The sequence below is a fragment of the Cyanobium gracile UHCC 0281 genome, assembly GCF_034931305.1.
In the GTDB taxonomy this organism is placed as follows: domain Bacteria; phylum Cyanobacteriota; class Cyanobacteriia; order PCC-6307; family Cyanobiaceae; genus Cyanobium; species Cyanobium gracile_A.
The window spans coordinates 1-19,315 of record NZ_JAYGHY010000031.1; the positions used below are offsets into that span (position 1 = coordinate 1).

At 67.8% G+C, this 19,315-nt stretch carries 16 protein-coding genes; 10 read left to right on the forward strand and 6 right to left on the reverse strand.

What is annotated here, in order from left to right; all coding sequences use genetic code 11:
• The 5 genes from VB739_RS10155 to VB739_RS10175 all read right to left on the reverse strand — a co-directional run.
• A partial coding sequence (locus VB739_RS10155; protein ID WP_323356952.1) for a translation initiation factor IF-2 N-terminal domain-containing protein occupies positions 1-284 on the reverse strand: 284 nt, incomplete at its 3' end.
• Positions 281-637: a YlxR family protein gene (locus VB739_RS10160; protein ID WP_323356953.1), complete on the reverse strand. Its 357-nt coding sequence runs from the start codon at positions 635-637 to the stop codon at positions 281-283. The genes VB739_RS10160 and VB739_RS10155, both read right to left, overlap by 4 nt.
• A complete protein-coding gene (gene nusA / locus VB739_RS10165) occupies positions 634-2,052 on the reverse strand; it encodes a transcription termination factor NusA (RefSeq protein ID WP_323356954.1) in 1,419 nt (472 codons plus the stop codon). The genes VB739_RS10160 and nusA overlap by 4 nt, the downstream gene beginning before the upstream one ends.
• Before the next feature lie 51 nt (positions 2,053-2,103).
• A complete protein-coding gene (locus VB739_RS10170; protein ID WP_323356955.1) occupies positions 2,104-2,577 on the reverse strand; it encodes a ribosome assembly cofactor RimP in 474 nt (157 codons plus the stop codon).
• 142 nt (positions 2,578-2,719) lie between these two features.
• Positions 2,720-3,004, reverse strand: coding sequence for a hypothetical protein (locus VB739_RS10175; protein ID WP_323356956.1), 285 nt, complete (start codon positions 3,002-3,004; stop codon positions 2,720-2,722).
• An 80-nt stretch (positions 3,005-3,084) separates the two neighbouring features.
• On the opposite strand from VB739_RS10175, the gene VB739_RS10180 reads away from it, so the two are divergent.
• The 3 genes from VB739_RS10180 to rpiA all read left to right on the forward strand — a co-directional run bounded on the left by VB739_RS10180 (position 3,085) and on the right by rpiA (position 5,807).
• Complete coding sequence (locus tag VB739_RS10180) at positions 3,085-3,903, forward strand: metallophosphoesterase (protein WP_323356957.1); 819 nt, start codon at positions 3,085-3,087, stop codon at positions 3,901-3,903.
• The gene (locus tag VB739_RS10185) at positions 3,882-5,030 is read left to right on the forward strand and encodes a trypsin-like peptidase domain-containing protein (protein ID WP_323356958.1); all 1,149 of its coding nucleotides are present in this window, start codon (positions 3,882-3,884) and stop codon (positions 5,028-5,030) included. The genes VB739_RS10180 and VB739_RS10185 overlap by 22 nt, the downstream gene beginning before the upstream one ends.
• Before the next feature lie 63 nt (positions 5,031-5,093).
• Positions 5,094-5,807 (forward strand): ribose-5-phosphate isomerase RpiA, encoded by a 714-nt coding sequence (gene rpiA / locus VB739_RS10190; RefSeq protein WP_323356959.1) that lies wholly within the window; start codon positions 5,094-5,096, stop codon positions 5,805-5,807.
• Here rpiA and hisD read toward each other — a convergent pair.
• Positions 5,804-7,162 (reverse strand): histidinol dehydrogenase, encoded by a 1,359-nt coding sequence (gene hisD / locus VB739_RS10195; RefSeq protein WP_416233319.1) that lies wholly within the window; start codon positions 7,160-7,162, stop codon positions 5,804-5,806. The two genes, rpiA and hisD, sit on opposite strands and share 4 nt — an antisense overlap.
• Positions 7,163-7,265: 103 nt before the next feature.
• On the opposite strand from hisD, the gene rpsT reads away from it, so the two are divergent.
• From rpsT to rlmN, 7 genes are all read left to right on the forward strand, one after another.
• Positions 7,266-7,580 carry a 30S ribosomal protein S20 gene (gene rpsT / locus VB739_RS10200; RefSeq protein ID WP_323356960.1) on the forward strand — a complete coding sequence of 105 codons (315 nt, stop codon included), beginning with the start codon at positions 7,266-7,268 and terminating at the stop codon, positions 7,578-7,580.
• Positions 7,581-7,589: 9 nt separating this feature from the next.
• The gene (locus VB739_RS10205; RefSeq protein WP_323356961.1) at positions 7,590-8,402 is read left to right on the forward strand and encodes a TatD family hydrolase; all 813 of its coding nucleotides are present in this window, start codon (positions 7,590-7,592) and stop codon (positions 8,400-8,402) included.
• 258 nt (positions 8,403-8,660) lie between these two features.
• A complete protein-coding gene (rpoB, locus tag VB739_RS10210; RefSeq protein ID WP_254944293.1) occupies positions 8,661-11,951 on the forward strand; it encodes a DNA-directed RNA polymerase subunit beta in 3,291 nt (1,096 codons plus the stop codon).
• 58 nt (positions 11,952-12,009) lie between these two features.
• Entirely contained in the window at positions 12,010-13,914 is a 1,905-nt protein-coding gene (locus VB739_RS10215) for a DNA-directed RNA polymerase subunit gamma (RefSeq protein ID WP_323356962.1), read from the forward strand.
• A 73-nt stretch (positions 13,915-13,987) separates the two neighbouring features.
• Entirely contained in the window at positions 13,988-18,097 is a 4,110-nt protein-coding gene (locus tag VB739_RS10220; RefSeq protein WP_323356963.1) for a DNA-directed RNA polymerase subunit beta', read from the forward strand.
• A complete protein-coding gene (locus VB739_RS10225; protein ID WP_254990797.1) occupies positions 18,090-18,254 on the forward strand; it encodes a high light inducible protein in 165 nt (54 codons plus the stop codon). The genes VB739_RS10220 and VB739_RS10225 overlap by 8 nt, the downstream gene beginning before the upstream one ends.
• The gene (rlmN, locus tag VB739_RS10230) at positions 18,254-19,312 is read left to right on the forward strand and encodes a 23S rRNA (adenine(2503)-C(2))-methyltransferase RlmN (RefSeq protein WP_323356964.1); all 1,059 of its coding nucleotides are present in this window, start codon (positions 18,254-18,256) and stop codon (positions 19,310-19,312) included. The genes VB739_RS10225 and rlmN overlap by 1 nt, the downstream gene beginning before the upstream one ends.
• Positions 19,313-19,315: the final 3 nt, after the last annotated feature.

A 19,315-nucleotide genomic window follows, 5' to 3' on the forward strand; every position in this document is an offset into this window, starting at 1 on the left:
GCGCTGGCCCGGGGAGCGGCCACCGGTGCCGGCGCGGCCTTCTTCACCGCCAGGATCGCCTTGGCCGGGGGGGTTGGCGCCGCAGGCTCGGGACGCGACGGGGCCTGGCCGCCGACATTGACGCCGATCAGCGAACGGATGCGGGTCGCCTCGTCATCACTGATCGAGCTGCTGTGACTCTTGGCCGCAATGGAGAGCTTCTCGGCGGCATCGAGCACGTCCTTGTTGTCCAGGCCCAGGTCCTTCGACAGCTCGTAGATTCTCACTTTGCCGCTGCTGGTCATTCAGAAAGGTCTCCGTACGGTGGGGCCGAAAGGGCCCCGGGGCCGCACGCATGTGGCGACCATGGTTCATCTTGCCTCAGAGGTTGCGGGGCCGATCGCTCGAGACGTGCCTCGAGGCTGGCGATGATGGCATCGCTGACGGCGCAGCGGAGGCCGCGCTGGAGGCGGCGGCGGCGGCGGGCTTCCTCCAGGCAGCTCGGTTCTGGGCACAGATAGGCCGACCGACCCATGCCCTGATCCAGGCTCACGCTCCCGTCGGCCTGACGCACCACCCGCCAAAGCAGGCTGCGGTCGCAGAGGCGGCGACAGGAGACGCAGCGGCGCAGCACTGGGCGCCTCGCGGGCGACGTCACCGGACGTCCTCGCTGGGGAGCTCGTCGGCGGCGACAGCCTCGGTCGGAGCTTCGGCTGGCTCTTCGCCCTGCTCTTCGGCAGGGGCGCCGTCTTCTGCCTCCTCCAGGTCGTAGGACTCCTCGTCCTCGGGCAGGGGGTACAGCTCGCGCAGGCGGGCATCCTCCTCGGCCCTGGTGGCCTGCTCGGCCTCCAGGCGGGCCTCGGCCTCGGCCTGAAGGGCCTCCTCTTCCTGGCGCTGGGCGATCAGGGCCGACACCGTCTGGTCCTCGCTGACCTGGTCGTACTCCTGGGCATTCTTGATGTCGATCTTCCAGCCCGTGAGCCGGGCGGCCAGGCGCACGTTCTGACCCTCCCGGCCGATGGCCAGGCTCAGCTGGTCGTGGGGTACGAGCACGTGGGCATGGTGCCCTTCGGGGTCCACCAGGCGGACCATCTCCACCCGCGCCGGGCTGAGGGAGTTGGCCAGGTACTGGGCCGGATCCGGGGACCAGCGGATCACGTCGATCTTCTCGCCCCGCAGCTCATTCACCACCTGCTGGATGCGGGAGCCGCGGGCGCCGATGCACGCCCCCACCGGATCCACTTCCCGCTCCACGCTGTCGACCGCGACCTTGGTGCGGGGACCGACGGCACGGGAGGGGGGGTTGGCTTCCCTGGCCACAGCGACGATCCGCACCGAGCCCTCCTGGATCTCAGGCACTTCGTTCTCAAACAGGTAGACCACCAGGCCCGCATTGGCCCGGGAGACGAACAGCTGGGGACCACGACGGGGCACCTCGCTGACCTCCTTGAGGAACACCTTGAAGGTGGCGTTGGCGCGGTAGTTGTCGTTGGGGAGCTGGTCGCGGCGGGGCAGTTCCGCCTCGACTTCCGGCCGGCCCAGGCCGCTGCTCACGGCCATGATCACGCTCTGGCGCTCGAAACGGATCACCCGGGCGGTGAGCACGGGATCTTCCAGGTCGGCGAATTCCTCCTGGATCATGCGGCGCTGCTGGTCACGCAGCTTCTGGGCCAGCACCTGCTTGGTGGTGGCGGCGGCCATGCGGCCGAAGTCCTCCTTCTCGGGTGTCACGTCCAGCACCACCGTGTCGCCGATCTGGGCGTCTTCCGCCACCTGGCGCACCTCTTCGATGGCGATCTGGTGGTCGTCGCTCTCCACCTCCTCGACAATGATCTTGCTGGCCAGCACCCGATAGCCCTCTTCCTCGAGATCCAGCGCCACGTCGAAGTTGCTGAAGTAGTCCTCCTCGAAGGGGTCCTCGCTGATGCCCAGGTAGAGGGTGCGGCGGTAACGCTCGTAGCCCTTCAGCAGGGCCTCCCGCAGGGCCGCCTCCACCACCTGGGGAGCCAGCTTCTTCTCGTCACTGATGTCCTCGATCAGGTTGTTGAGACCGGGGAGCAGAACCAGGGCCATGGACTCGGGGGCAGGTGGGAAGGAAGGGAAGGAAGGACGAACCGGAGCGGTTCAGGAATCGGGAGGAGCTTCGGTGAGCCGCACCCGCCGCACCTCCTCGCGGGGAATGCGCACGATGCGGCCACGCTCATTGAGCTGGACCACCTGGTCATCCCGGCCCAGCAGCAGGCCCGTGCGGCGCACCTCCGCACCGCCGGCCTCCTGGCGGATCAGCTCCACCGGGAAGCCGCGGAAGCTGACGAAGTCCCGATCGGTGAGGAGCTCCTCGCCGATCCCGGGGCTGCTCACCTCCAGCACGTAGGCCATGGTCAGCAGCTCCGACGCCTCAAGGGCCTCGGCGAGGGGACCGCTCACGGCGGCGCACTCGTCGAGGTTCACGTCGCTGCCGTCGGCCCGCTGCACCCGCACCACGACCGTGAGGGGGAGGCGATGGGCCAACACCTCCACCGACTGCACCGTGAGGTGCGCGGCCTCGACCACCGGCCGGGCCAGTGTCTCCAGGTCGTCGGTCAGGGGATGGGGCAAGGACAGGCGGCGTGGGGAGGGACTCCCGCGGGCGGGATGGTCCGCCGTGCGCTGCAGTGTTCACTGCCCCCAACCGGCGGCGAAGCCCCTGTCAAGGGGATAACGTCGTCCGGGAAAAGGGTGATGCCCGGCGGGCACTGATTCACCCTAAGGGATTGGCCCCCGGGGAGCTGGGCAGCTCCAGGACAGGAGCCTCGGCGTAGTAATCGTTGGCGCTGACCTCGCCCCGTTGGCTGAGGTCCTGGTTGAGGCACTGGCCGCACTGTTCAGGCGTGCGCAGGAACTGGCACACCCGGGCCCAGAGCTTGGCGCGGGTGCCGGGAGCCCCCTGGCTGAAGTGCACCAGGTCGTTGCCTCCGGCCATTCCCTGGATCTCCACCTTGCAGAGGGTGCAGCGCTGCCGGGTGCCGGGAGGGATTGTGGCCATGGCCTCGGGGAGGACTGGGGGCAAAGTTAAGCCGATTCAGGTCAAGTGGTCCTGTGCGGGGCCGGTCGGAGCGGTCTCCCATGCGAATTCTTCAACTGAGCGACCCCCATCTGCTCGCCGATCCCACCGGCCGCTGCCATGGCCGGCCGGCACTGGACCTGCTGCGCCATGGGCTCCGGGAGGCCCTCGGCCAGCTTCGGGCGGTCGGGGAGGTCCCCGATCTGCTGCTGATCAGCGGCGACCTCTGTGATGACGAGAGCTGGGGCGGTTACGTCCGCCTGGGGGAACTGCTGCAGACGCTGCCGCTGCCGGTGGCGTTGCTGGCGGGCAACCATGACCAACCCGCCCTGCTGCGGGCCGCCCTCGGGCGCCGCGCCGTGATCGCCCCGGCCCTGGTGCGCTGCGGCCAGGGCCGGCTGCTGCTGCTCGACAGCCACCGCGGCGGTGACACCGCCGGCGAACTGGGCCCGCTGCAGCTGGACTGGCTGCGGCGCCAGCTCGCCGCCGAGGCGTTGGCAGGGGGCCAACCCCTGCTGGTGGCCGTGCACCATCCCCCGGTTCCGATCGGCGACACCGTCATGGATGCCATCCGGCTGCGGGATGGTGAGGCCCTGCTCGGTGGGCTGCGGCCGTTCTCTGGCTTGCGGGGGCTGGTGTTCGGCCATGTTCACCAGCACTGGCAGGGACCACTACCCGGCCGGCCGGAGGTGCCCCTGCTGGGTTGCCCCTCCACCCTGCGCAGCTTCCCCCCCGTGCAGCGTTGCCCCCTGGAACGCCCGGACGACCCAGGCGGGCGCTGGCTTCAGATCGGCGAGGACGGCGTCCTGCGGCAGCGGTTGCTGCGCTGGGCGCCGCACGACAGCCCTAGCCTCGGCGCATGCAACGCTCCCACCCCCTGACTTCCCTGATCCGGCGGCTGCGGGACCTGACGCTGCTGGCCCTGCTGCTGGCGTTCGCCGCCCTTCCCCTGCCCGCAGCGGCCCTCGAGGCGGATCCCCCGGCCCTGACCCCCCACAGCTTCGTGGCCGATGCCGCCCGACGGGTGGGCCCGGCGGTGGTGCGGATCGACACCGAGCGCAACGTCGCCAGGCCCCCCTTCGACCCCACCCTGTTGGATCCCCTGCTGCGGGATCTGTTCGGCGACCCCTCCAGCAGCACGCGGGAACGGGGCCAGGGCTCGGGGGTGGTGATCGATGGGCAGCGCGGCCTGGTGCTCACCAATGCCCATGTTGTGGAGAGGGTGGACGCGGTGACCGTGACCCTGGCGGATGGCCGCCAGCTGGACGGGTCGGTGGTCGGCACCGACCCGGTCACCGATCTGGCGGTGGTGCGCATCACTGGAAAATCCCCCCTGAGCGCCGCGCCCCTGGGGGATTCCGAAGCCCTCGAGGTGGGCGACTGGGCCATCGCCCTGGGCAGTCCCTATGGCCTGGAGCGCACCGTCACCCTGGGGATCGTCAGCAGCCTGCACCGGGACATCAACAGCCTCGGCTTTGCCGACAAACGCCTCGACCTGATCCAGACGGATGCGGCGATCAACCCCGGCAATTCCGGTGGCCCGCTGATCAACGCCGCCGGTGAGGTGATCGGCATCAACACTCTGGTGCGTTCCGGGCCGGGGGCCGGGCTGGGCTTCGCCATCCCCATCAACCTGGCCAAACGGGTGGCCGACCAGCTCGGCGAGGGGGGCACGGTGGTGCATCCCTACCTGGGCCTCCAACTGGTGCCGCTCACCGCCCGGATGGCCCGGGACAACAACAAGGATCCCGATGCCCTGCTGCAGTTGCCCGAGCGGGATGGGGCCCTGGTGCAGCGGGTGCTGCCGGAAAGCCCTGCCGAGGCGGCCGGGCTCCACCGCGGCGATCTGGTGGTGGCGATTGCCGACCAGCCGGTGAACACCCCTTTGGCGCTGTTGCAGCAGGTGGAGCAGGCCCAGGTGGGCCAACCCCTGCCGCTGCGGGTGGTCCGGGGCCAGAGGGAGCTGCAGCTCTCGATCCGGCCGGCGGCCCTGCCCCAGGCGGGCTAGGCCCCCGGGGGGTCTGGCCAGCCCCCCTTGCTACGGTCTGGCCCGATTTCCGCCAGACCCCCGATGTCCGATCTCCAGGACCGCATGAAGGAGGCCGTGGCCACGGCGGCGGTCGATCAGATCCGCGACGGCATGGTGGTGGGGCTGGGTTCAGGTTCCACAGCCGCGCTGATGATCCGGGCCCTGGGTCAGAAGCTGCGCCAGGGCGAACTGAAGGGCATCGTCGGCGTCACCACCTCGTTCCAGGGGGAGGTGCTGGCCGCTGAGCTGGGCATCCCGCTGATGGCCCTCAACGCCGTCACCAGCATCGATCTGGCCATTGACGGCGCCGATGAGGTGGATCCTTCCTTCCAGTTGATCAAGGGGGGCGGCGCCTGTCATGTGCAGGAGAAGCTGGTGGCCCGCCGGGCCGATCGCTTCGTGATCGTGGTGGATGCCACCAAGCTGGTGGAGCGCCTCAACCTCGGCTTCCTGCTGCCGGTGGAAGTGTTGCCCGGCGCCTGGCGCCAGGTCCGCGATGAGCTCACGGCCATGGGGAGTTCGGTGGAGCTGCGGATGGCCGTGCGCAAGGCCGGTCCGGTGGTCACCGACCAGGGCAACCTGGTGCTGGATGTGGCCTTCGAGGCCGGCATCGGCGACCCCGCCGCCCTGGAGGCGACGATCAACAACATCCCCGGCGTGCTCGAGAACGGCCTGTTTGTGAACCTGGTCGATCAGGTGCTGGTGGGTGAGATCGAAGCCGGCGAGCCCCGGGTGCGGGATCTGCCCCGGCGTTAGTCCGCCGCAAGCCGCTGGCGCACCGACTCGGCGTGGCTGTGCAGCCCCTCGCTTTCGGCCAGGGTGATGACGGCGGCGCCGGTGGCCTCCAGGGCTGCCCGGTTGAACTGGATCAGGCTGGTGTGTCGCAGGAAGGTCTCGACGCTCAGGGCGCCGGCGAAGCGGGCGGTGCCGGAGGTGGGCAGGGTGTGGTTAGGCCCGGCCAGGTAGTCGCCCACCGCCTCGGGCGACCAGGGGCCGAGGAAGATGGCGCCGGCATGGCGGATCCGATCGGCGAGGGCTTCGGGATCCGCCACCAGCAGTTCGAGGTGCTCGGGGGCAAAGCGGTCGCTGAGGGCCGCCGCTTCGGCCAGATCGCTGCAGACCACGATCAGTCCCCAGTCGTTGAGCGCCTGCAGGGTGATGGCGGCGCGCGGGTGCCCCTCCAGCTGGGCCTCGATGGCGGCCGGCAGGGCGGCGGCCAGTTCCTCGCTGGTGGTGATCAGGATGGCGGCCGCCAGTGGATCGTGTTCGGCCTGGGCCATCAGATCGGCGGCCACCTGGGCGGGCTTGGCGGTGTGGTCGGCGATCACCAGCACCTCGCTGGGGCCGGCGAGGGAATCGATGCCGACCCTGCCGTAGACCGCCTTCTTGGCCAGGGTCACGTAGAGGTTGCCGGGGCCGCTGATCACATCAACGGCGGGGATCGTTTCGGTGCCGTAGGCCAGGGCCGCGATCGCCTGGGCGCCCCCCACCCGGTACACCTCCTCGACCCCGGCCCGGTGGGCGGCCGCCAGCACGGTGACGTTCGGCTCGCCAGCGGGGCCGGGCGGGGTCACCATCACCAGCCGTTCCACGCCGGCCACCCGGGCGGGAATCGCATTCATCAGCACCGTGCTGGGGTAGGAGGCCCTGCCGCCGGGGACGTAGATCCCCGCCCGCTGCACCGGGCGCCAGCGGCGTCCCAGCCGTTCGCCATGGGGGCCGTCCACGGCCAGATCCGAAGGGATCTGGCGGCGGTGGAAATCCAGGATGCGGTCGTGGGCCAGGTCGAGGGCCCGGCGCAGGGGCTCGGGGCACGCCTGCCAGGCCTGGGCCAGGCACTCGGGCGGTACCCGCAGGGGATCGGGCCGCTGGCCATCGAAGCGCTCGCTGAACTCCAGCAGGGCCGCATCGCCGCGCAGGCGCACCTCGGCCAGGATCGCCGCGACTGTTGCCTCTGCTTGCTGCATCTGATCGCCCTCGGTGCGGGCGGCGATCGCTTCGAGCCGTTCACCGGCCAGTCGCCCATCCCGCAGACAGGCGATCCGCAGGGGCTGCAGCGCGGCCGAAGCGCCACCGGTGGGGCTGCTGCTGGTCGGGATGGAAGCAACCACGGGGCGTTGCCGGAGGCGGAGGGCTGCCTCAAAAGTAGGGCCTGGGACCCGTCAGGCTCCAGGAGGTAGGATCCGCGTTTGCCGAGTCAGCGCCCCTACGCCTGTGGCCAATAACAAGTCTTCGAAGAAACGCATCGAGATCGCTGAACGCAATCGCCTGCGCAACCGCACCTACAAGTCCGCCCTGCGCACCCTGATGAAGCGCTGCCTGACGGCCTGCAGCGCCTACGGCCAGCAGCCGGGAGAGGAGGCCAAGGCCGCCGTCCAGGCCAGCATGAGCGCCGCCTTCAGCAAGATCGACAAGGCGGTCAAAGTCGGCGTCGTGCACCGCAACACCGGCGCCAATCAGAAGTCCCGGCTCAGCGTGGCGGTGAAGCGGGTGCTTGAGCCCTCGGCCGCCGGCAGCACCGGCGCCTGAGCGCCACCCATGGCCGTCAGCTCCGAGGCTGCCCCATTCCTGGTGGACAGCCATTGCCACATCGTGTTCCGCAACTTTGAGGCGGACCTCGAGGAGGTAGCCCAGCGATGGCGGGACGCGGGAGTCAAGGCCCTCGTCCATGCCTGTGTGGAGCCGGCCGAGATTCCGGCGATCCGGTCCTTGGCCGACCGTTTTCCTGAGCTGCGCTATGCCGTTGGGGTCCATCCCCTCGACACCCAGCATTGGCACAGCGACACCGCCGCGGTGCTGGAAGCCGCCGCCCGCGCCGACGACAGGGTGGTGGCGATCGGTGAACTCGGCCTGGATCTGTTCCGGGCCACGAATCTCGATGAACAACTCGCGGCCCTGGGACCCCAACTGGATCTGGCGGTGGCCCTGGATCTGCCGGTGATCATCCACTGCCGGGACGCGGCCGAGCCGATGCTCGCCGAGCTGCGCCAACGTGAGCGCCGTGGCGCCTGCCCCCGCGGCGTGATGCATTGCTGGGGGGGCACCCCCGAGGAGATGGAAGGTTTCCTGGAGCTTGGCCTCTTCATCAGTTTCAGTGGCACGGTCACCTTCGCCAAGGCCGAGCCCATCCACGCCTGTGCCCGGCTGGTGCCAGCCGATCGCTACCTCGTCGAAACCGACTGCCCGTTCCTGGCGCCCGTGCCCCGTCGCGGCAAGCGCAACGAGCCTGCCTATGTCGCGGCGGTGGCGGCCAGGGTGGCCGACCTGCGGGGCGAGACGCTCGCGCAGGTGGCGCAGGCGACCACGGCCAATGCCACCCGTCTGTTCAGGCTGCCCCATCAGGTTGTATGATGTCTTATTGGCCTGGAAGCGGAAGCGCTCTTTTTGTCCACGACGGCATCCATTGAGTCGGCAACTGTGTCGGCAACATCGCAGCGAGTCCTGTAAGCGCCTCTGCTGGAGCCTCCGTCCCATTTCCATGGGCGGACGCCACAGCTAGGCGCCTGTTGGCATGGCCCGTCACCGGGCACCCCTCCAGGCAGGTCTCAGCGTGATCGCCCGTCCCCGTCCAGGCCCGCCCTACCACCACCGTTCCTGCAGGTTCACCGCATGAGCAGCGCGATCCAGGTCGCCAAGACCGTCACTTACCTTCCCGATCTCGTGGAGGTACAGCGGGCGAGCTTCAAATGGTTCCTGGAGAAGGGCCTGATCGAAGAGCTGGACAGCTTCTCTCCGATCACCGACTACACCGGCAAGCTGGAGCTGCATTTCATCGGCGATCAGTATCGCCTGAAACGACCCCGCCACGACGTGGAAGAGGCCAAGCGTCGCGATGCGACCTTCGCCTCCCAGATGTACGTCACCTGCCGTCTGGTCAACAAGGAAACCGGCGAAATCAAGGAGCAGGAGGTCTTCATCGGGGAGCTTCCCCTGATGACCGAGCGCGGCACCTTCATCATCAACGGCGCCGAGCGGGTGATCGTCAACCAGATCGTGCGCAGCCCGGGCGTCTACTTCAAGGACGAGCAGGACAAGAACGGCCGCAAAACCTTCAACGCCAGCCTGATCCCCAACCGCGGCGCCTGGCTGAAGTTCGAGACGGACAAGAACGACCTGTTGCACGTCCGCGTCGACAAGACCCGCAAGATCAACGCCCACGTGCTGATGCGGGCCATCGGCCTGTCAGACAACGACGTCCTCGACAAGCTGCGTCACCCGGAGTACTACCAGAAGTCAATCGAGGCCTCCAACGAAGAGGGCATCAGCTCCGAGGACCAGGCCCTGCTGGAGCTCTACAAGAAGCTGCGTCCAGGTGAACCGCCCTCGGTGAGCGGCGGCCAGCAGCTGCTGCACAGCCGCTTCTTCGATCCCAAGCGTTACGACCTGGGCCGGGTGGGTCGCTACAAGATCAACAAGAAGCTGCGTCTCACCATCCCTGATGCGGTGCGCACCCTCACCGCCGAGGACGTTCTCTCCACGATCGACTACCTGATCAACCTCGAGCTCGACGTGGGTGGCGCCTCCCTCGATGACATCGACCACCTCGGCAATCGCCGCGTGCGTTCGGTGGGCGAGCTGCTGCAGAACCAGGTGCGTGTCGGTCTGAACCGTCTCGAGCGGATCATCAAGGAACGGATGACGGTCGGCGAGACCGAATCGCTGACCCCGGCCCAGCTGGTGAACCCCAAGCCCCTGGTGGCGGCGGTGAAGGAGTTCTTCGGCTCCAGCCAGCTGAGCCAGTTCATGGACCAGACCAACCCCCTGGCCGAGCTGACCCACAAGCGCCGCATCAGCGCCCTCGGCCCAGGCGGTCTCACCCGGGAGCGGGCGGGCTTCGCCGTGCGCGACATCCACCCTTCCCACTACGGCCGCATCTGCCCGATCGAGACCCCGGAGGGCCCCAACGCCGGCCTGATCGGTTCGCTTGCCACCCACGCCCGGGTGAACGAGTACGGCTTCATCGAAACCCCCTTCTGGCGGGTGGAAGACGGCATCGTCCTCAAGCAGGGCGATCCCCTCTACCTTTCCGCCGACCTGGAGGATGAGTGCCGGGTGGCCCCCGGTGACGTGCCCACCGACGCCACCGGCCGCATCACCGTTGATCTGGTGCCGGTCCGCTACCGCCAGGACTTCGAGAAAGTGCCCCCCGAGCAGGTGGACTACGTCCAGCTGTCGCCGGTGCAGGTGATCTCGGTGGCCACCTCCTTGATCCCCTTCCTGGAGCACGACGACGCCAACCGGGCCCTGATGGGCTCGAACATGCAGCGCCAGGCCGTGCCCCTGCTGCGGCCCGAGCGGCCCCTGGTGGGCACCGGCCTGGAAACCCAGGTGGCCCGTGACTCCGGCATGGTGCCGATCACCAAGGTGAACGGCACCGTCTCCTTTGTGGACGCCACCGCCATCGTCATCCGTGACGACCAGGGCCGGGATCACACCCACTTCCTGCAGAAGTACCAGCGCTCCAACCAGGACACCTGCCTCAACCAGCGGCCGATCGTGCGCCAGGGCGACCCGGTGATCGCCGGCCAGGTGCTGGCCAACGGCTCGGCCTGCGAAGGCGGCGAGATCGCCCTCGGCCAGAACGTGCTGATCGCCTACATGCCCTGGGAGGGCTACAACTACGAAGACGCCATCCTGGTGAGCGACCGGCTGGTGCAGGACGACCTCTACACCTCGGTGCACATCGAGAAGTACGAGATCGAAGCCCGCCAGACCAAGCTCGGACCCGAGGAGATCACGCGGGAAATCCCTAACGTGGCCGAGGAGAGCCTGGGCCACCTCGATGAGATGGGCATCATCCGCATCGGTGCCTACGTCGAATCCGGCGACATCCTGGTGGGCAAGGTGACCCCCAAGGGCGAATCCGACCAGCCGCCGGAAGAAAAGCTCCTGCGCGCCATCTTCGGCGAGAAGGCCCGTGACGTGCGCGACAACTCCCTGCGGGTGCCCAGCACCGAACGGGGCCGGGTGGTCGACGTGCGCATCTACACCCGCGAGCAGGGCGACGAACTGCCGCCGGGCGCGAACATGGTCGTGCGGGTCTATGTGGCCCAGCGCCGCAAGATCCAGGTGGGCGACAAGATGGCCGGCCGCCATGGCAACAAGGGCATCATCAGCCGCATCCTTCCCCGGGAGGACATGCCCTACCTGCCCGACGGCACCCCCATCGACATCGTGCTCAACCCCCTGGGTGTGCCGAGCCGCATGAACGTGGGTCAGGTGTTCGAATGCCTGATGGGCTGGGCGTCTTCTCACCTCGACTGCCGCGTCAAGGTGGTGCCGTTCGATGAGATGTACGGCCCCGAGAAGTCGAAGCAGACCGTGCAGGCCTACCTCGAGGAAGCCGCCAAGCTGCCCGGCAAGGAGTGGGTCTACGACCCCACCAACCCCGGCAAGATCCAGCTGATCGATGGCCGCAGCGGTGAACCCTTCGACCAGCCGGTGACGGTGGGCTATGCCCACATCCTCAAGCTGGTGCACCTTGTCGACGACAAGATCCACGCCCGCTCCACAGGCCCTTACTCCCTGGTGACCCAGCAGCCCCTGGGCGGCAAGGCCCAGCAGGGCGGCCAGCGACTCGGGGAAATGGAGGTGTGGGCCTTGGAGGCCTACGGCGCCGCCTACACCCTGCAGGAACTGCTCACCGTCAAGTCCGACGACATGCAGGGCCGCAACGAGGCTCTCAACGCCATCGTCAAGGGCAAGCCCATCCCCAGGCCGGGCACGCCCGAGTCCTTCAAGGTGCTGATGCGGGAGCTGCAGTCGCTCGGCCTCGATATCGCCGTCTACACCGACGCCGGTGAGGAAGTCGACCTGATGCAGGACGTCAATCCCCGCCGCAGCACCCCCAGCCGTCCCACCTACGAATCCCTCGGTGTCGCGGATTACGACGATGACTGATCGCTTGATTCACCGGCTCTGATTTCTCCGCTTCTCTCGATCACCCTGCGTTTCCGCCATGTCCAACAGCAACCTCCGCACCGAAAACCACTTCGACTACGTGAAGATCACGCTCGCTTCCCCCGAGCGGATCATGCAGTGGGGGCAGCGCACGCTGCCCAACGGTCAGGTGGTGGGTGAGGTCACCAAGCCGGAAACGATCAACTACCGCACCCTCAAGCCCGAGATGGACGGGCTCTTCTGCGAGAAGATCTTCGGCCCCTCCAAGGACTGGGAATGCCACTGCGGCAAGTACAAGCGGGTGCGGCACCGCGGCATCGTCTGCGAGCGCTGCGGCGTGGAAGTCACCGAGAGCCGGGTGCGGCGCCACCGCATGGGCTTCATCAAGCTGGCGGCGCCCGTGTCGCATGTCTGGTACCTGAAGGGGATCCCCAGCTACGTGGCGATCCTGCTCGACATGCCCCTGCGGGACGTGGAGCAGATCGTCTACTTCAACTGCTACGTCGTGCTCGACAAGGGTGACCACAAGGACCTCACCTACAAGCAGCTCCTCACCGAGGACGAGTGGCTGGAGATCGAGGACCAGATCTTCGCCGAGGATTCCGAGATCGAGAACGAGCCCATCGTGGGCATCGGCGCCGAAGCCCTCAAGCAATTGCTTGAGGACATCGACCTCGAGAAAGAGGCTGAGCAGCTGCGCGAGGACATCAACAATTCCAAGGGCCAGAAGCGGGCCAAGCTGATCAAGCGCCTGCGGGTGATCGACAACTTCATCGCCACCAACGCCCGTCCCGACTGGATGGTGCTGGACGTGATCCCGGTGATTCCCCCGGATCTGCGCCCCATGGTGCAGCTCGATGGCGGCCGTTTCGCCACCAGCGATCTCAACGACCTCTACCGGCGGGTGATCAACCGCAACAACCGCCTGGCGCGCCTGCAGGAGATTCTCGCCCCCGAGATCATCGTCCGCAACGAGAAGCGGATGCTGCAGGAGGCCGTCGATGCCCTGATCGACAACGGCCGTCGTGGCCGCACCGTGGTGGGGGCCAACAACCGGGCCCTCAAGTCGCTCAGCGACATCATCGAGGGCAAGCAGGGCCGCTTCCGCCAGAACCTGCTCGGCAAACGGGTCGACTACTCCGGCCGTTCCGTGATCGTGGTGGGCCCCAAGCTCAAGATGCACCAGTGCGGCCTGCCCAAGGAGATGGCGATCGAGCTGTTCCAGCCGTTCGTGATCCATCGCCTGATCCGCCAGAACATCGTCAACAACATCAAGGCGGCCAAGAAGCTGATCCAGCGGGCCGACGACGAGGTGATGCAGGTGCTTCAGGAAGTGATCGAAGGGCACCCGATCCTGCTCAACCGGGCCCCGACCCTGCACCGTCTGGGCATCCAGGCCTTCGAACCCAAGCTTGTGGATGGCCGGGCGATCCAGCTCCATCCCCTGGTCTGCCCCGCCTTCAACGCCGACTTCGACGGTGACCAGATGGCCGTGCACGTGCCCCTGGCGATCGAGGCCCAGACCGAGGCCCGCATGCTGATGCTGGCCAGCAACAACGTGCTCTCCCCCGCCACCGGCGAGCCGATCATCACCCCGTCCCAGGACATGGTGCTGGGCGCCTACTACCTCACCGCCGTCGATCGGGAGAAGGTGCAGCCCGCCTTCGGCGACCGTTCGCGCACCTTTGCCGATCTCGAAGACGTGATCGCCGCCTTCGAGGAGAAGCACCTCACCCTGCATGACTGGGTCTGGGTGCGCTTCAACGGTGAGGTGGAAAGCGACGACGAGGACAACGAGCCCGTCCAGCAGGGCACCCTCTCGGACGGCACCCGCTTCGAGCAGTGGAAGTTCCGCCGCGACCGCTTCGATGAGGACGACGCCCTGATCAGCCGTTACCTGCTGACCACCGTGGGTCGGGTCGTGATCAACCACACCATCATCGACGCCGTGGCCGCCACCTGAGTTCCACCGGCCGGGCTGAGCCCCGCGCCCCGTGTCTTCCGTCCCCCTCCAGCCTTTTCCAACGCGCGCTGCCATGACCGCCACCCCCGCCAAGAAGATCAGCAAGAAGAGCGCCAAGGCCGCCGCCGAACTGGCCGCTGCCACCGCTGCCGCCGAACTCGCGGCTTCCGCCCTGAGCAAGCAGGCGCCGCCGTTCCGCAACCGGATCATCGACAAGAAGGCGCTGCGCAACCTGGTCTCCTGGGCCTACAAGCACCACGGCACTGCGGCCACCGCCGCGATGGCCGATGAGCTGAAGGATCTGGGCTTCCACTACGCCACCCAGGCGGCGGTGTCGATCTCGGTCGACGACCTGCGCATCCCCGGCGACAAGGCGGTTCTGCTGGAAGAGGCCGAGGAGCAGATCACGGCCACCGAGGAGCGTTACCGGCTGGGTGAAATCACTGAGGTGGAGCGCCACACCAAGGTGATTGACACCTGGACCGAAACCAATGAGCGGCTGGTGGCGGCGGTGCGCCGCAACTTCAACGACAACGATCCACTCAATTCCGTGTGGATGATGGCCAACTCCGGCGCCCGGGGGAACATGTCCCAGGTGCGCCAGCTGGTGGGCATGCGCGGCCTGATGGCCAACCCGCAAGGGGAGATCATCGACCTGCCGATCCGCACCAACTTCCGTGAGGGCCTCACGGTCACCGAGTACGTGATCTCCTCCTACGGCGCCCGCAAGGGCCTGGTGGACACGGCCTTGCGCACGGCCGACTCCGGCTACCTCACCCGCCGTCTGGTGGACGTGGCCCAGGACGTGATCGTGCGGGAGGAGGACTGCGGCACCCACCGCTTCATCCCCATCAACGCCGACGAGCGCGGCCGCTTCGGCACCAAGCTGGTGGGTCGTCTGGCCGCCCAGCCCGTCGTCGACAGCGACGGCGTCGTCATCGTCGATCGCAACGGCGAGATCGACCCGGCGATTTCCGCCGCCATCGAGAAGGCGGCGATCGCCACCGTGATGGTGCGCTCACCGCTCACCTGCGAGGCCTCCCGTTCGGTGTGCCGCAAGTGCTATGGCTGGGCCCTGGCCCACAACGAACTGGTCGACCTGGGCGAAGCGGTGGGCATCATCGCCGCCCAGTCGATCGGTGAACCCGGCACCCAGCTCACCATGCGGACCTTCCACACCGGTGGTGTGTCCACGGCCGAAACCGGCGTGGTGCGCTCTCTGGTGGACGGGATCGTGGAATTCGGGTCCAAGGCCCGGGTGCGCGATCACCGCACTCCCCATGGTGTGGAGGCCAAGCTGGCCGAAACCGATTTCACCCTCACCCTCAAGCCTTCGGGCAAGGGCAAGATCCAGAAGATCGACATCACCAACGGCTCGATTCTCTTCGTGGCCGATGGTGATCCCGTCGCCAACGACATCATCCTGGCCCAGATCTCCTCGGGCTCGGCGGTGAAGAAGAGCGTGGAGAAGGCCACCAAGGATGTCATCTGCGACCTGGCTGGCCAGGTGCGTTTTGAGGATGTGATCCAGCCCCGGGAAGTCACCGACCGCCAGGGCAATATCACCCACAAGGCTCAGCGTCTGGGGCGCCTGTGGGTGTTCAGTGGCGACGTCTACAACCTGCCGCCGAACGCCCTCCCTGTGGTGGAGACCGACAAGCTGGTGACCCCTGGAGATGTCCTGGCCGAAAGCCGGCTGCAGAGCGAGTACGGCGGCGCCGTACGGCTGCGGGAGTCCACCGGCGATTCCCGTGAGGTGCAGATCGTCACCGCCAGCCTCACCCTCAAGGACTGCAAGCTGGTGGGCGAATCCAGCCACACCGGCGAGAGCTGGCACCTGGAGGGCAAGGACAACACCCGTTATCTGGTCAAGACCCAGCCCGGCACCAAGATCGGCGCCGGTGAGGTGATCGCCGAACTCACCGATGACCGCTTCCGCACCCAGACCGGCGGCATGGTCAAGTTTGCCCCCGGCCTCTCGATCAAGAAGGCCCGCTCCGCCAAGCACGGCTTCGAGGTGAGCAAGGGCGGCACCCTGCTGTGGATCCCGCAGGAAACCCACGAGATCAACAAGGACATCTCCCTGCTGATGATCGAGGACGGCCAGTGGATCGAGGCCGGCACCGAAGTCGTCAAGGACATCTTCAGCCAGACCGCCGGCATCGTCACCGTCACCCAGAAGAACGACATCCTGCGGGAGATCATCGTGCGCTCCGGGGAGCTGCACCTGGTGTCCGACGCCAAGGTGCTCGGCCGTTATGGCGAGGACGGCAAGATGGTCAACCCCGGCGAAGAGATTGCCCCTGGCCTTAAGGCCGAGGCGATGAAGTTCGTCGAGAAGGTCGACACCCCCGAAGGCGGCGCGCTGCTGCTGCGGCCCGTCGAGGAATACGCCATCCCCGATGCCGCCCACCTGCCCGAACTTTCCACTGTCAAGCAGACCGGCGGTCCCTCCCTGGGGCTGAAGGCCACCCAGCGCCTCACCTTCAAGGACGGCGAGCTGATCAAGTCGGTGGAAGGGGTGGAGCTGCTGCGCACCCAGCTGATCCTGGAAACCTTCGACACCACCCCCCAGATGACGGTGGATGTGGAGGCGGTGGCTGACAAGCGGGCCAAGACCATCGAGCGGCTGCAGCTGGTGATCCTGGAAACCCTGCTCGTGCGCCGCGACACCCTCTCCGATGCCAGCCACGGCTCCACCCACACCGAACTGCAGGTGGAGGACGGCATCACCGTCAAGCGCGGCGATGTGGTGGCCACCACCCAGATCCTCTGCAAGGAGAACGGCGTGGTCCAACTGCCCGAACCCGTCGTCGGTGAACCGATCCGGCGCCTGATCGTGGAGCGGGCCGACGACACCCGCAGCCTGGACCTGGGCGGGGCCGCTCCGAAGGTGGCGGTTGGGGACCGCATCGTTGATGGCGACGTGCTCGCAGACGGAGTGCTCTCCCCCTGCTGCGGTCAGGTGGAGGCCATCGACGGCAAGACCCTCACCATCCGCCTGGGCCGGCCGTACATGGTCTCGCCGGATTCGGTGCTGCACGTCCGTGATGGCGAGCTGGTGCAGCGCGGTGATGCCCTCGCCCTGCTGGTGTTCGAGCGCCAGAAAACCGGTGACATCGTGCAGGGTCTGCCCCGTATCGAAGAACTGCTGGAGGCCCGCCGGCCGCGGGAATCGGCGGTGCTCTGCCGCAAGAGCGGCACCGTGCAGATCAAGCAGGGCGAAGACGACGATTCGATCACCGTGTCCGTGATCGAGACCGACGACGTCATCACCGAGTACCCGATTCTTCTCGGCCGCAACGTGATGGTCAACGATGGCCAGCAGGTGAGCGCCGGTGAGATGCTCACCGACGGCCCGATCAACCCCCACGAGCTGCTGGAGTGCTTCTTCGAGGACCTGCGTAGCCGCAAGCCCACCATGGAGGCCGCCCAGGAGGCGATCTCCAAGCTGCAGTTCCGCATGGTCACGGAAGTGCAGAACGTCTACAAATCGCAGGGGGTGTCGATCAGCGACAAGCACATCGAAGTGATCGTGCGCCAGATGACCAGCAAGGTCCGCATCGAGGATGCCGGTGACACAACCCTGCTGCCTGGTGAGTTGATCGAGCTGCGTCAGGTGGAGCAGGTGAATTCCGCCATGGGCATCACCGGTGGCGCTCCTGCCGAGTTCACCCCCGTGCTGCTGGGCATCACCAAGGCCTCTCTCAACACCGATTCGTTCATCTCGGCCGCCTCCTTCCAGGAGACCACCCGGGTGCTCACCGAAGCGGCGATCGAGGGCAAGAGCGACTGGCTGCGGGGCCTCAAGGAGAACGTGATCATTGGCCGCCTGATCCCGGCCGGCACCGGCTTCGGTGGCTTCGAAGAGGAGCTGCGCGCCGAGGCCGGACCCCACCCCGACATCCTCGAGGAGGAGGCCGCCGGCTACCGCCGCAATCAGAACCTGCGTCCCGACTACACCGTCGAGATGCCCGCCCCAGCGGTCACCGCCGCCGTGCTGGACGACCCGTCCGAGGAGGATCTGGAGGCCACCCGCAGCCGCCACGGCATTGAAGCGGCCGCCAGCGGCTTCGCCGCTTTCGCCCGTCCCACGGCGGATGAGGGTCTCGAAGAAGAGCTGATCGCCGATCCAGCCGCCCTCGAGGGCCTGCAGGAGGAGGGACTGCTCAGCGATGACTGATCCCGCCATCGCCACCCCGGTGCCGGTGCGCCGGGTGCCGCGCTTCGGCTTCCACACCCACACCGAGCGCTTCAATGGCCGGCTGGCCATGCTCGGCTTCATCGCCCTGGTGGCCGTGGAGTGGAAGCTGGGTCACGGCCTGCTGATCTGGCCCTGATGGCGGAGCCCGTTCCCCTGCTGGGGATGGGCCTGGCGGCCCTCCAGGAGTGGGCGGGCCTGCAGGGCCAGCCCGCTTTCCGCGGCAAGCAGTTGCACGACTGGATCTACGCCAGGGGAGCCCGCAGCCTTGAGGAGATCACGGTGCTGCCGAAGGCCTGGCGTGAGCAGCTGGCGGCCGCCGGCACCACCCTCGGCCGCTCGGCCCTGCTGCACCGCAGCGATGCCCGCGACGGCACCACCAAGCTGCTCCTGGCCACTGCCGATGGCCTCAGCATCGAGACCGTGGGCATCCCCAGCGGCGATCGGCTCACGGTCTGCGTCAGCAGCCAGGTGGGCTGCCCGATGGGCTGCCGCTTCTGCGCCACCGGCAAGGGGGGGCTGCAGCGCTCCCTGACGGTGCACGAGATCGTTGATCAGGTGCTGAGTGTCCGGGAGGCTATGGACCGCCGCCCCAGCCACGTGGTGTTCATGGGCATGGGCGAACCCCTGCTGAACACCGAAGCGGTGCTCGAAGCCATCGCCTGTCTCTGCGGCGATCTGGGCATGGCCCAGCGGCAGATCACCGTCAGCACCGTGGGGGTGCCCCGCAGCCTGCCCACCCTGGCTGAGCGCTCCCTGGAGCGGCTGGGCCGGGCCCAGTTCACCCTGGCCGTGAGCCTCCATGCCCCCGACCAGCGCCTGCGGGAAGAGCTGATCCCCACCGCCCACGCCTACCCGCTGGAGGCCCTGCTCGACGACTGCCGCCACTACGTGGCTCTCACCGGCCGGCGCGTGAGCTTCGAGTACATCCTGCTGGGCGGCCTCAACGACCATCCCCGCCAGGCCGACGCCCTGGCCCGCCTGCTGCGGGGCTTCCAGAGCCACGTCAACCTGATCGCCTACAACCCGATCGCCGAGGAGGACTTCCGCCGCCCCGCCCCCGAGGCGGTGGAGGCCTTCCGCGCCCAGCTGGAGCGGCGCCACATCGCCGTGAGTGTGCGGGCCAGCCGCGGCCTCGACCAGGATGCGGCCTGCGGCCAGCTGCGCCGCCGCCTGCTTACCGCCCCTGCGGCTTGATCG